The organism is Providencia sp. TYF-12 (assembly GCF_041344805.1).
Taxonomy (GTDB): domain Bacteria; phylum Pseudomonadota; class Gammaproteobacteria; order Enterobacterales; family Enterobacteriaceae; genus Providencia; species Providencia huashanensis.
Genome location: NZ_CP166833.1, coordinates 3,798,419 through 3,811,665, shown reverse-complemented (window position 1 = coordinate 3,811,665; position 13,247 = coordinate 3,798,419). Strand labels below are relative to the sequence as shown.

The 13,247-nt window shown below is 41.9% G+C and carries 13 protein-coding genes and 1 pseudogene; 6 read left to right on the top strand and 8 right to left on the bottom strand.

Annotated features, from left to right (window positions below):
- Window positions 1–5 precede the first annotated feature (5 nt).
- From ureG to ABE954_RS17735, 7 genes are read right to left on the bottom strand one after another with little or no spacing between them, the layout of a single operon-like run.
- The gene (ureG, locus tag ABE954_RS17765; RefSeq protein WP_042846115.1) at window positions 6–623 is read right to left on the bottom strand and encodes an urease accessory protein UreG; all 618 of its coding nucleotides are present in this window, start codon (window positions 621–623) and stop codon (window positions 6–8) included.
- A gap of 10 nt (window positions 624–633) precedes the next feature.
- Window positions 634–1,299: an urease accessory protein UreF gene (locus tag ABE954_RS17760; protein ID WP_042846114.1), complete on the bottom strand. Its 666-nt coding sequence runs from the start codon at window positions 1,297–1,299 to the stop codon at window positions 634–636.
- Between the two features lie 21 nt (window positions 1,300–1,320).
- The gene (gene ureE / locus ABE954_RS17755; protein ID WP_042846112.1) at window positions 1,321–1,806 is read right to left on the bottom strand and encodes an urease accessory protein UreE; all 486 of its coding nucleotides are present in this window, start codon (window positions 1,804–1,806) and stop codon (window positions 1,321–1,323) included.
- Between the two features lie 22 nt (window positions 1,807–1,828).
- On the bottom strand, window positions 1,829–3,532 hold the full coding sequence (ureC, locus tag ABE954_RS17750; RefSeq protein ID WP_048606220.1) for an urease subunit alpha: 1,704 nt from the start codon (window positions 3,530–3,532) through the stop codon (window positions 1,829–1,831).
- 2 nt (window positions 3,533–3,534) lie between these two features.
- On the bottom strand, window positions 3,535–3,858 hold the full coding sequence (locus tag ABE954_RS17745; protein WP_042846109.1) for an urease subunit beta: 324 nt from the start codon (window positions 3,856–3,858) through the stop codon (window positions 3,535–3,537).
- 8 nt (window positions 3,859–3,866) lie between these two features.
- Window positions 3,867–4,169, bottom strand: coding sequence for an urease subunit gamma (locus ABE954_RS17740; RefSeq protein WP_042846107.1), 303 nt, complete (start codon window positions 4,167–4,169; stop codon window positions 3,867–3,869).
- Between the two features lie 21 nt (window positions 4,170–4,190).
- Window positions 4,191–5,027, bottom strand: coding sequence for an urease accessory protein UreD (locus ABE954_RS17735; protein WP_042846104.1), 837 nt, complete (start codon window positions 5,025–5,027; stop codon window positions 4,191–4,193).
- Window positions 5,028–5,591: 564 nt separating this feature from the next.
- Here ABE954_RS17735 and ABE954_RS17730 point away from each other — a divergent pair.
- The 6 genes and pseudogenes from ABE954_RS17730 to ABE954_RS17705 all read left to right on the top strand — a co-directional run bounded on the left by ABE954_RS17730 (window position 5,592) and on the right by ABE954_RS17705 (window position 11,444).
- Window positions 5,592–6,482 carry an AraC family transcriptional regulator gene (locus ABE954_RS17730; protein ID WP_042846103.1) on the top strand — a complete coding sequence of 297 codons (891 nt, stop codon included), beginning with the start codon at window positions 5,592–5,594 and terminating at the stop codon, window positions 6,480–6,482.
- Between the two features lie 219 nt (window positions 6,483–6,701).
- A complete protein-coding gene (locus ABE954_RS17725; protein ID WP_166686923.1) occupies window positions 6,702–8,279 on the top strand; it encodes an ABC transporter substrate-binding protein in 1,578 nt (525 codons plus the stop codon).
- Window positions 8,264–9,247 carry an ABC transporter permease gene (locus ABE954_RS17720; RefSeq protein WP_371025640.1) on the top strand — a complete coding sequence of 328 codons (984 nt, stop codon included), beginning with the start codon at window positions 8,264–8,266 and terminating at the stop codon, window positions 9,245–9,247. Before ABE954_RS17725 ends, ABE954_RS17720 begins: the two co-directional genes overlap by 16 nt.
- A pseudogene (locus ABE954_RS17715) lies at window positions 9,244–10,057 on the top strand (ABC transporter permease). Before ABE954_RS17720 ends, ABE954_RS17715 begins: the two are co-directional and overlap by 4 nt.
- Window positions 10,051–10,827, top strand: a complete 777-nt coding sequence (locus ABE954_RS17710) for an ATP-binding cassette domain-containing protein (RefSeq protein WP_042846095.1) — start codon at window positions 10,051–10,053, stop codon at window positions 10,825–10,827. Before ABE954_RS17715 ends, ABE954_RS17710 begins: the two are co-directional and overlap by 7 nt.
- Window positions 10,824–11,444, top strand: coding sequence for an ATP-binding cassette domain-containing protein (locus ABE954_RS17705; RefSeq protein WP_048606227.1), 621 nt, complete (start codon window positions 10,824–10,826; stop codon window positions 11,442–11,444). The genes ABE954_RS17710 and ABE954_RS17705 overlap by 4 nt, the downstream gene beginning before the upstream one ends.
- Window positions 11,445–11,448: 4 nt before the next feature.
- Here ABE954_RS17705 and ABE954_RS17700 read toward each other — a convergent pair whose 3' ends face one another.
- A complete protein-coding gene (locus ABE954_RS17700) occupies window positions 11,449–13,011 on the bottom strand; it encodes a S8 family serine peptidase (RefSeq protein ID WP_166686924.1) in 1,563 nt (520 codons plus the stop codon).
- Window positions 13,012–13,247 lie beyond the last annotated feature (236 nt).

Here is a 13,247-nt window from a genome sequence, read left to right as displayed (position 1 = left end):
ACAGACTAACGCCTTAGCATACCTTTATCGATAATAAACTCGATAATGGTCTCTAAGCCTACTTTTTTCTTCAAGTTGGTGAAAACATAAGGTTTGATTGGGCGCATTCTTGCGGTATCTGCTTCCATAACCTCTAATGATGCCCCAACATACGGAGCGAGGTCTATTTTATTGATCACCAATAAATCAGAATGGGTAATACCCGGGCCGCCCTTACGTGGGATTTTTTCCCCTTCAGCGACATCAATAACATAGATCGTTAAATCGGCGAGCTCTGGGCTAAAAGTTGCACTTAGATTGTCGCCACCGCTTTCCACAAAGACGACATCGAGGTTTTTGTGGCGCATTGCCAGTTCCTCAACTGCCGCAAGGTTCATGGAGGCATCTTCACGAATGGCAGTGTGAGGGCAACCGCCTGTTTCTACGCCGATAATGCGGTCAGCGTCTAAGGCTTCGGCACGCGTGAGTATTTTTGCATCTTCTTGGGTATAAATATCATTGGTGACGACCGCAATTTGGTAGGTATCGCGCATCGCTTTACATAAAACTTCGAGTAATGCCGTTTTTCCTGAGCCTACTGGCCCACCGACACCAATTCGTAGGGGTTGGTTATATTCTTGCATTGTATATTTCTCATGAACGAAAAAGTCGTGTGTATTGGGTTTCATGCCGACTACTGGCAATAATTTGGGCAGGGGTAAAACTGCCGATATCTTCTAAAGGCCAAGTGGCTGATTGCGCGACAATGGTTGGGATGCGTTCTGTCAGGGTAAATAGGATGTTCTGTCCAGCACTTTGCCCAAGAGGGATTAGCTTAACACCAGACATGACGGTGTTTTCCAGCCAACCCCATGCATAGGCACTGCACAGCTTTTCAATATCAATATTCCAACTGACTGCCGCAAGAGCAAACGCCATTAACTGTGTTTGCTTAACGCAGGTCTGTGTGGTTGTATCAAGCTCAATCCCTAGCTGAGGTAGCAAGCGGGCGAAAGCAATACCTCGCTGGCGCTCCTCTAAGCGTAGCTCCTTCGTTTCACGGCTGGCGATCATAAAATCACACCAATAGGTGACTTTTTCTATATCGGAACATAGCAAATGTGTATGAATTTGCCGCAAAACAGGAAGTTCTAATGTCGCAATTGCGTGGGTCATTTGTGCTGTTAACCAGCTTGCAAGAGTATCCGGCGTGGTGACCCAGCCGTTTTCAATCGCCCATTCCAAGCCTTGGGAATAAGTGAATGACCCAACAGGTAAAGAGGGACTGACAAGTTGATATAAGCGCAAATCTGCTAACATGGATAAACTTCTCCAGTGTTATTAATGGTGGTGATGTTCATCGTGGTCATGTTGATGGTGATGATGATGCCCACCGGATGACCCACCATAAGCCCCCGGCTCAGGTTGGTATTTTTCCAGCCCCACACTGACCGTTGCACCTAATCCACGGGCCATATCATCTAACACATGGTCGTGAAAATAACGGCACCAACCCGCTTCAATTTGCAGAGGAACGTGGCGGTTGCCTAAGTGATAGCAAACACGCGCCAACAGCAGTGGGTCATCACTGTAAACCGTCGAAACTTGCTCTTTTGCGGCTTCGATAGTGACGAATTCCCCAGTTTCCGTGGCTAATACATCACCTTCCTTAAGTATTGTTCCACGGGGAAGGAATAACCCCGCTTCTTGTCCATCACTTAAGGTGACTTTTAAACGGCTCTTAGTGCGCTCATCCATGGTTAAACACAATGATAAATGCATATCAGGTGCCTCATGGTTATCTATAACTTTAATAAATTTTTTCATGCACTGGCTCTTCAATTAGGGATCAGAATAAAAAGTAACGTTGTGCCATGGGGAGTTCAGTGGCTGGCTCACAAACCAATGGAATACCATCAGCTTTGACAATGTAAGTTTGTGGGTCGAGCTCAATATGAGGCACATAGTTATTGTGGATCATGGATGCTTTGGTGATGTTACGGCAGCCCTCAACTCGGCCAATTTGACTTTGTAAGCCTAGTTTCTCAGGCACGCCTGCATCGATACCGGCTTTCGACATAAAAATCATCGAAGTGTGGTATTTGGCTTTACCTAATGCGCCAAACATTGGGCGGTAATGGACAGGTTGAGGCGTTGGAATAGCCGCATTAATATCCCCCATAGGGGCATAAGCCACCATGCCACCCTTCATAATCAAGGCCGGTTTAATGGCAAAAAAGGCAGGGTCCCACAACACGATATCCGCGAGTTTACCTTTTTCAATCGACCCGACTTCATGGGCAATGCCATGGGCGATAGCGGGGTTAATTGTGTATTTAGCGACATAGCGTTTAATTCGGTTATTGTCACTTTCCGGTGTATCCCCTTCTAGGGTGCCACGCTGCAATTTCATTTTATGAGCGCATTGCCAAGTGCGAATGATAACCTCGCCAACACGCCCCATTGCTTGCGAATCAGAGGACATGACAGAAATTGCTCCCATGTCATGCAAAATATCTTCTGCTGCAATGGTTTCACGCCGAATTCGCGACTCGGCAAAAGCGACATCTTCAGGAATAGAAGGGTCGAGATGATGGCAAACCATCAACATATCCAAATGTTCGTCCACCGTGTTGATGGTATACGGCATAGTTGGGTTGGTTGAAGCGGGGAGAATATTGGGCTCACCTACAGATTTGATCACATCAGGGGCATGACCACCCCCAGCACCTTCAGTATGGAATACGTGGATCACTCGTCCAGCAATGGCTTTGACGGTTTCCTCATAAAACCCACCTTCATTTAAGGTATCTGAGTGGATAGCGACTTGCACATCCATTTCATCTGCGACATTTAGGCAGTTATCAATTGCCATTGGGGTTGCGCCCCAGTCCTCATGGATTTTAAGGCCAATTGCACCTGCTTCGATTTGTTCGCGGATAGCTTCAGGTTTGCTTACGCAGCCTTTACCAAACAGGCCCACATTGATGGGTAACTCGTCTACTGCTTCTAACATGCGGTACATGTTCCAGATACCGGGCGTTACTGTCGTCGCATTAGTACCAGCTACAGGGCCCGTTCCACCGCCTATAAATGTAGTAACTCCAGATACCAAACCTTCTTCTGCTTGCTGTGGGCAAATGAAGTGAATATGGGTATCGACACCGCCTGCGGTAATAATTTTACCTTCACCGGCAACCACTTCTGTTCCCGGGCCAATAACAATATCTACGTTGGGTTGAACGTCAGGGTTACCTGCTTTACCAATACCGGCAATACGGCCATTTTTAATACCGATATCTGCTTTGACGATCCCCCAATGGTCTAAAATAATGGCGTTGGTGATTAGGACATCAACACATTGGTCACTCGTGACTTGGCTTTGCCCCATGCCGTCACGGATGACTTTACCACCGCCAAATTTAACTTCCTCACCGTAAGTGGTGAAATCTTTTTCGATCTCTAAAAATAACTCGGTATCTGCTAAGCGTAAGCGGTCACCTGTTGTTGGACCAAACATATCAGCGTAAGCTTGCCGTGAGATAGTTTTCATTATTAATTCTCACTCTTTAACTTGCCCATGACTTTGCCATGGAAGCCATAAATTTCTCTTTTGCCACTAAATGCGACTAACTCAACCGTACGGCTTTGGCCTGGTTCAAAACGAACGGCCATACCCGCAGGGATATTTAAACGAAAGCCTAACGTCGCTTCCCGCTCAAATTTAAGGGCGTCGTTCACTTCATAAAAATGGTAATGAGAGCCAATCTGAATAGGGCGATCACCATGGTTAGCGACTTGGACGGTTTGGGTTTCTCGACCTGCATTGAGTACGATGTCACCTAAAGCTGAGTTAACTTTAATTTCACCGGGGATCATATTGCTACCTATACAATTGGGTCATGAATGGAAACAAGTTTAGTGCCGTCAGGGAATGTGCATTCCACTTGGACGTCTTTGATCATTTCGGGGACACCTTCCATGACTTGATCGGCGGTTAAGATGGTACGGCCTTCACTCATTAATTGTGCGACGGTTTTACCATCGCGAGCGCCTTCCATAATCTCACAACTGATCAACGCAACCGCTTCTGGATAGTTGAGTTTTAATCCACGATCTAAGCGCTTTTGCGCAACAAGCCCGGCGGTAAAAAGCAATAATTTATCTTTCTCTCTTGGTGTTAGTTCCATTTTTGCTCCTAAAAATAACGTTTAAGTTGCCCAAATTCGTGGTGGTTCAGGGCAATAACCTAGCCAGTGCTGCCTTGTTGCTTGCCAAATTTGCACAAAGCAAGCCATCATAGGTTCAGTTTGAGAACCTAATAACCGCAATACTAAAATGCCATCAACATCCGTTAAGCCATATTCGATAGGTTTATTCTTTGAAACGAAAAGCGGGTTTAAACTTTGATGAATAACTTCTTTCAATTCATCCGTTGCGGGGTATATATATAATGAACCGAGCATTGGATATTCATGCATTATCGCTAATTGGTTTTGTAGGCCATTGATCCATAAGGATTCAGTTAGCGTTAGTTTGTTATCAATATAGAAATTTAGTCGCCCTCTGATATCGCCATCTTCAAACCACTCATTTAATACTGGTCGCCCTAGGCATTGCATTTCCCAACCAATAAACCTTGCCTGTAAACCAAGGTGAATATGGGTTTCTAGTCGAGCTTGGGCTTTCGGGAAAAAAATATTTTCCTGCGGTAACCATTCAAGAAAACCATCGTTGGCGACAGTTAGCGTCTGTACTTGACGCGCAACGCCACCAGCACTACGGTAAAATTTTGTCGCTCCAGGTGTTGTAAGTAGTGCATGAGCATTGGGTTGAACATCAATATTGATAAGTAGTTTATCCCCCCCGACGACACCTCCTGGGGGATGAAGTAAATACGTGTGTGCAATCCCTTGCTCGGGATAGAATGGCCGCTGTACCATTAAAGGGCCGATATGTTGTTTATCCGTTAAACGGGTTATTCCACGTTTTAATTCATATCGTAAAAAAATTTCAGCTAACCAGCCTGATCCTGAAAAATCAGACATACTTTCTCCTGCAAATCAGCCAACTAAAAATACGCGAACATGTTTAGCTATACCCCTAATCTCAAGGATTGGTGTATATGAAGTATATACTCGTGATACTGCAAGCCTGAGCGTCGTTAACGAGGTACTTTTGCCCTTGTCACACACTTAAGTATGCGACGAAAAGCCTGTTCGCTTGTCATCTGGCTACAACTTGGATCATTAAGAATATAAGCTAATGCAAGTAGGGTAGGGTGTGAATAAACGCCAGAAAAGTGATTCTTTAAACCGGCGTAGATTCATCTGCCGCGCGATTTTACACCTTATATTGAAAATTACCTTTCAATTAAATAGCAATTTATTTAGAAAAAGTAACAAGCATAAAAATAACAGTAAAAAATGAACGTATATCTATATTGCGATTTTTCAGCAACAGGACTATATTCTGAGCCGCAAGCAGGTAGGGTATGTGTACAATCAATTTATGGCGTTTTACTGTTCATCAAAAATGTTATGTTCTGACTTATTCAATCGCCCCTTTTTCTAGGGATATTTTTCACATGTTGACTGCAGTGTATTGAGATTATGGAATACAAATATTTTCTTTCAGAGAGCCAAATGGTGCTAAAAGCGTTTTATATTGAAAGCGCGATGATTGCCATGCTGTGTGGCGCGAAAGGGAATGTGGTGATCAATGGGCAATCTATTGATATTTCATCGGATATCACATTAATTATGCCTAAATACAGCCAAGTTTCTTGTAATATTGTTTGTAACACTGTGAATCAACCGATTGAAATCCATACTCTATCGATGACAGAGTTTGAGTTACAAGCCGTTTTTTTATTACTGATCACCTTGATGAAGTCTAGTGCACCTTTGACGAGCCATCAGCCAATTTACCATGTTTCACCCCCTGAAACTGTCAGAGATAACTTTAGTTTATTAAAACAATGCTTACCATTGAAAAAACAAAGTGAATCTCAAGAAGCGCTGTTGATGAAGCAAAGCCTATATTTTATTTTAATGGCGATATATCAAGAGGGTGTTGATATCCTTACTATTTTTCGTTTCAATTATGATGAACCGAAAAACCAAGCAATTACCCATTTGATCACCCAAGAACCCCAGAAGAAATGGAGTTTGGATGATGTTGCAAAGGCGTTATTTACAACCCCTTCAACTTTACGCCGTCATTTAAACCGTGAAGGTGTGTCATTTCGCCAATTATTATTAGATGTTCGAATGGGGATGGCTCTTAATTATTTAACGTTTTCGAATTACTCTGTATATCAAATTAGCCATCGTTGCGGGTTTGGTAGTAATGCCTATTTTTGTGATGTATTTAAGAGAAAATATAATATGACGCCTTCTCAATTTCGTTTGCAATCAAGGCAATCTAATGACCCAGCTTTTATTACTACCTTATTGTCGAGTTCAAATCCTATTGAATTTGATAAAGAAATTGAAGAATAGCCATTACCGAATTTATTCGGCATAGCCAAGGTGTGTTACCGTTTTAATAAGTTTTTCATTAAATTCGAAGTTCTCTTGATATAGAACGTAGAAAATAATGGCTTTAAATTTAATATGACTCACTACACACAGTGAATATCTCACCAATAGCAATAATTAATGAAATAAAGCTCATTAATTGTATGAAATAAAAAATAAAACCAGTCTATAGAGGGATGTATGATTAAAAATATCATTGCAGCAATGTGCCTTATGGGGCTAAGCCTGCAAGTCCAAGCCGCAGAACCTATTCACTCGCAAACCTTACGTTTAGCAATCGGTGCTGAACCCACAGAAGGTTTTGACCCAATGTTGGGGTGGAGTCACGGTAGCTACCTCTTACTGCATAGTCCGTTATTAAAACAAAAAGCAGACCTTTCATGGCATAGCTATATGCTTGAAAGCTATCAACATAATACTGATGGTAAACAATGGACGCTAAAACTAAAAAAAGATTTAAAATTTTCTGATGGCTCACCGTTAACAGCTAAAGATGTGGTATTTACCTATAATAATGCGGCGGCAAGTGGGGGTAAGGTGGATATGGGGAATTTTGCTCAAGCAGAAGAAATTGACCCATTAACCGTCAAAATTACCTTATCTTCTCCCCAAAGCACTTTTATTAACGTCCTCGGTTCATTAGGGATTGTTTGTGCCGATAAATATGATGCGAAAACCTATGCTCATAACCCAATTGGGGCAGGTCCTTATCGCTTGGTTGCGTTCCAACCGGGTCAGCAGTTGATTGTTGAACGAAACCCATACTATGCGGGGCCAAAAAATGATTTTGGCAAAATGGTATTTGTGTTCCTTGATGAAGATGCTGCGTTTGCTGCTGCACAAAGTAATCAATTAGACATTGTCCGTATTCCTGCTGCGGTTGCTACGAATGCGAATAACGTTAAAAACATGAAACTGATTGAGCGCTATAGTGTGGAAAATAGGGGGATTTCCTTCCCAATTCCACCAGCAGGTGAAAAAGATGCCCAAGGTAACCCTATAGGTAATGATATTACGTCAGATATCGCAATTCGTAGGGCTATAAACTATGCCCTTGATCGTAAATTATTAGCAGAGTCTGTACTTGAAGGGTTTGCTGTGCCGGCTTATACCGGTGTTGCGGGTTTACCTTGGAATAACCCAGACTCAGCATTTAAAGACGGTGATTTAGCAAAGGCTAAGTCGATTCTAGAAGCCGCAGGTTGGTCACTAAATAAAGATGGCTTAAGAGAAAAAGACGGTAAGGTTGCGAAATTGACTTTATGGTATGCCAGTGGCGATACCACACGCCGTGATTTAGCGCAGGCTATTCGTTCAAGTTTGAAACCACTCGGTATTGAAATGGATTTAAAATCAGGTAGCTGGGAAACTGTTGAACGTTATATGCACGCTAACCCGACTTTATTTGGGTGGGGGAGTTTAGACCCTATGGAATTGGTGCATAATTACAGCAGTAAAGCGGCGGGTGTTGGGTTTTATAACCCAGGTTATTATAAAAACAGCGCAGTTGATGAGCTGATTGAAGACGCGCTTCGTCAACCTGACCAAACAGCCGCTATCCCTCTTTGGCAAAAAGTTGACTGGAATGGCACGACAGGCGTGGGGGTTAAAGGGGACGCAGCTTGGGCTTGGTTAATGAATCTACAACATATTTACTTGCTGAATAATTGTGTGGATTTAGGCGCGAGTGCACCCGAAATTCACGGTTCTTGGTCAGTATTAAATAACGTTGATGAATGGGCATGGACTTGCCAGTAATGCGAACCACACTTGGGCTTTTATTGCGGTTTATTTGTTTGTTAACCGTCACTGCAGCGGGGATTTTTATCCTACTGAGTTACTCGCCTATTGACCCAATAAAAGCCTATATTGGCAATGATTTGATGCATGTCCCCCCTGAACAATATGCGTTAATTGCAGCTCGTTGGGGGCTAGATCAACCATTATGGCTGCAATTTTGGCGCTGGTTTTCGCAAATGTTACAAGGGGATATGGGGTATTCCATGCTTTATAATACCCCTGTTGTCCAAGTGATATCAGACCGCCTTGTGCCTTCCCTTGCCCTTCTAATTTGTGCTTGGCTTTTTTCTGGGGTTGTGGGTTTTGCTTTAGGGGTTATTGCAGGGCGTTATTTAAACCGTTGGCCTGATAAGCTGATTTCAACCTTATGTTACTTGCTTGCGTCACTACCTGTTTTTTGGGTTGGTCTTTTATTACTTTCTTTATTTGCGGTTTCACTACAATGGGCGCCAATTTGTTGTGCATGGCCGATAGGGTTGGATGAACAAACCGCCACTTTTACACAGAAGCTTCATCACCTAGTTTTACCTGTTATTGCTTTGGGTATGCTAGGCATTGGTAACATAGCTCTACATACGCGTGCGAAAGTTGTTGAAGTATTGAATAGTGAGTTTATTCATTATGCACAGGCACAGGGTGATAAAGGTTGGTCAATGATCGGCTTTCATGTGTTAAAACATGCGATTACCCCAGCAATTTGTTTACAGTTCGCTTCCGTAGGGGAGTTACTTAGCGGAGCACTATTAGCAGAAAAAGTCTTTGCTTATCCAGGGCTTGGTCAGGCAACCATCGACGCTGGGTTACGGGTGGATATCCCCTTGCTGATGGGGATAGTTATGTTATGTGCAGCACTGATTTTCTTTAGTAACACGATTGCTGATGTACTGCTAAAAAAGGTGAATAAGGGAGTGATGAGAACCTCATGACATATAACCCAAATCGTGCTTTGTTTAAGTTGGTCATTTCTTTGCTTTTATTGTCTATTTTGGCTATTTACGCTTTTGGGTTTTCCATCAATGATGTTGAAATGAGCTTACTCGATAGGCGGCAAGCACCTTCTTGGCAACATGTCTTTGGAACGGATAATTTAGGGCGTGATTTATTCGAGAGAACTTTTCAAGGTGTTGCTACAAGCTTGCAAATTGGTTTGATTGCCGCTTTTTCAAGTGGGTTAATTGCTGTGGTGATGGCAGGTTTATCCTCTTTAAATAAAACAATGGATTACGCTGTCCGAGGCATAATTGATGCCTTACTTGCTTTACCTCATTTACTCCTATTGGTATTAATTTGTTTTACATTAGGTGGCGGTAAAATGGGGGTAATTTGGGCGGTGGCTCTGACACATTGGCCAAAACTGACGCTAATTTTACGTGCTGAATTGCAGCGTGTAAGCCAATCAGACTACATTATGCTCTCTCAACGTATTGGTAACAGCGCTATTTACCGCTGGCGTTATCACTATTTACCTATGATTTTACCTCAGTGGATAGTTGGGACTCTACTGATGTTTCCTCATGCGGTGTTGCACAGTGCAGCATTGAGCTTTTTAGGGTTTGGTTTATCCCCCCCACGAGCCTTCTCTTGGCATTTTACTTTCTGATGCACTGCGTTATTTGAGCACTGGAGCATGGTGGTTGGTAGTATTCCCTGGTGTTGCTTTAATGGGGTTGGTACTGTTATTTGACCAGTTCGCTAAAGCCGTGCAGCAGTTATGGTTAAAGGGGGTTGCATGTTGAGTTTAGACAATTTAACGATTGATGTGGCTCAATTCCGTTGGTTAGGGCGTAAGCGCTGGTCACCTTTATTAAAAGGCATTTCATTAGATATTCAACCGGGTGAAATGGTAGCACTGGTTGGTGGGAGTGGGGAAGGGAAAAGCCTGTTATTGCAAAGTGTTTTAGGGTTACTCCCTGAAAATATGCGTTGTCGTGGCGATATTAATCTTAATGGCAAACGGCTAACAGAAAAAAATAAGCCACAACATCGTGGGAGTTCCTTATGTTATATACCTCAGGGGGTGAGTGCCCTTAACCCGTTGATCAGAATTGGCCCTCAGTTAGAGCGTGCAGCTATACTCAGTGGGCAGCATATTAAAATGCATGATGTGGCTCGCCATCTACAGAAATATAACTTACAAAGCTCGTTAGTCGGCCATTATCCAAGCCAATTATCAGGCGGAATGGCAAAGCGAGTGTTAGCGAGCAGCGCCACGCTATCTTGTGCGGAATATATTTTAGCTGATGAAATTTCATCGTGGCTGGATGATGAACATGCTGTTCAACTTCTTGAAAATATACAAACGCTTTGTCACGATGGGCGAGGTGTTTTATGGGTCACTCATGATCTCTCCATGGCAGTACGTTTTGCAGACCGCATTGCACTATTGCGCAATGGGGAGATGGAAGAAGTATTGAGTAGCCAAAAGTTAAAGCAAGGTGGTGGGGGCAAGTGGTTGCAATCACTATGGAATGCACTACCTGAACACCAATTTATGGCAATGAAATGAGTGTAATTGAAAGCGTTTTAGATGTTAAAAACTTATGTATTGAGCAAGGTAACCAAGTATTATGGGATAACTTTAGCTTTTCACTTGGCCATCATGAACGCCTTGGGATTTCAGCGCCAAGTGGTTTTGGAAAAACGACATTAGGGCGGGTATTAGCGAAGTGGCAAAAGCCAACCCAAGGGCATATTCTATTTGAAGGCAAGCCATTAAATAACCAGGGGTATTGCCCAATCCAGCTAGTTCCTCAACACCCTGAAAAAAGTTTTAATCCTTACCGTACTGTCGGTGCCAGTTTATATGATGCATGGCGACCAGAAGCTGATTGGTTGGCACAATTTTCAATAAAGCCCGAATGGCTAGACAGGCGGCCAAACGAGCTTTCTGGTGGGGAGCTTGCTCGGATTGCACTATTACGTGCTTTAGACCCTCGAACTAAAATTTTAATCGCAGATGAAATAACGGCTCAATTAGATGCCAATTTACAAAAACAGATTTGGCAGCGTTTAATCACATTATCGCAAGAGCGCCCATTAGCTATGATTATTTTTAGCCATAACAGAGCGCTATTAGAGAAAGTTTGCTGCCGTGTTATCACATTAGGTCAATTATCAAAATGATGGGTTAATTGGCCCCAGTGATTTGGCTAAGCTTATCAATTTCTGCTAATAAATCATCTACATTAGGGCGATAACCGATCCCATAATCAACCCCCTCGGTATATGTCGACTTTTTGATAATTTCTCGCATTCCCCACGCAGATAAAACGATTTCATTTTGTTTGGCGTAGTCTTGGATTAATGCAAGGGCGCCAGAACACAAAGGTGTTGCACTTGAGGTCCCTGAGTAATCTTTTGAATAATTACGATTATTACCGGGTAATTTCTGCAATGAGCTATACCCCGTGGTGGTGACACTCCAGTCTCCCCATGAATTTATCAATGAGGTTTTTTGGTTGTAGTTTGAGAAATAAGCGCGTGTCCCCGAAAGATGATTACAAGCGCCCACTAACATGCTGCCGCTATCCCCATAGTCAGCCATCACGCCCGGTAAATTTAAGTCTAAACCACCGTTACCAGCAGCAAGGATTACAACTGCTCCTTTATCAACCATGATTTTAATGCGTTCCCACCAACTTCGAATGGCTGTTGCCGGAAGTAATTTCTCATTAATTTTAAATTGTATATCTAGGCTAACAATGTCTCCGGGGGCGACGTGTTTAGTTAATATATCGAGGTCTCCAGTATCGTAAAAGTAGTATTGGCAATCATAGGCGATCCCCGTCACACCGAATGCATTATTGGTGGCGACAATACAACCTGTTGATGCAGTTCCATGGTTGCAGTCTTCAGTTTCAGGGCGGCTATAGACTACTGTTATTTTTGAATCTTTTAGATCTTCATGGTTTTTATATACGCCAAAATCTAAATGTCGAACTACCGCTTTTGAACCATTGACATGTTTATTCCATGCGTTGCGAATATTCATGCCTTTTGGGGCATCTAAATAAGTTTGTAAGTGATTAAAATTTGGTGTTATGTCATCAACATTATCTACCTGCTCGGTATTTTCTGGGGGATTCTGATTAAATGGTAACTGCGGAGGTGTATATAACGCCGTATTTGGGGTAACACAACAATATTCAACATATTCAAAAGTTTCAATTAGATTAGCAAGTTGTAATAGGCTCTCAAAATCAGTTTCCTTGTCATAAGTTACATAATCATATTGGCTGATGGGCTGGCTATTAGTTGAATTAACTGGGGCAATATTAATAGGTATTAAGTCTATTAACAATTTAGTTTCAAGTAAAGTATACTTGCCTTTTAGTACTTTGATATCTAACTTATAATTATTTACCCCCGCTACTTTTTGATTAATTGTTTTTGTCTTTACTGGGCTGTTATATTCCTTAACTTGAGTTTGAATATTGTTTATATTGAAAGTGATCGCTTTTGAATTAAGTTTTTGCTTACTTTCACTTAGCGTTTCATATGTAACCTCAGCATGGTAATCTCCTGATTTATCTATGTTAAATAGGTGGTGATTTTCTTTGGTAATTATAGAGTCTATTTTATTATTATTTAAAAATAAACCAACCTCAACATTAGTTTCTTCTGCATTGTTAAAATTAACTAAAATCCCACTTAAATTAAAGTCTATATATTTATAAATTTTTATACTCATCGTATCTCTTTATATTAATAGTTATTGGTTGTTCATTGAATTGGTATTCTATTTAAGGTTTGTTTTTTACTTGTTGCAATATTAATAATTTACTAGTTATTAATGAAAAAAAATTCACAATATTAATTATGCTTTATTTATTTTTATTTTTGACAAATGTCATAGGGATATCTTCCTCCTTCAATTATTTTACCCTCACAAATGAAAATGATAACCATTACTATTTATGGGGTAAA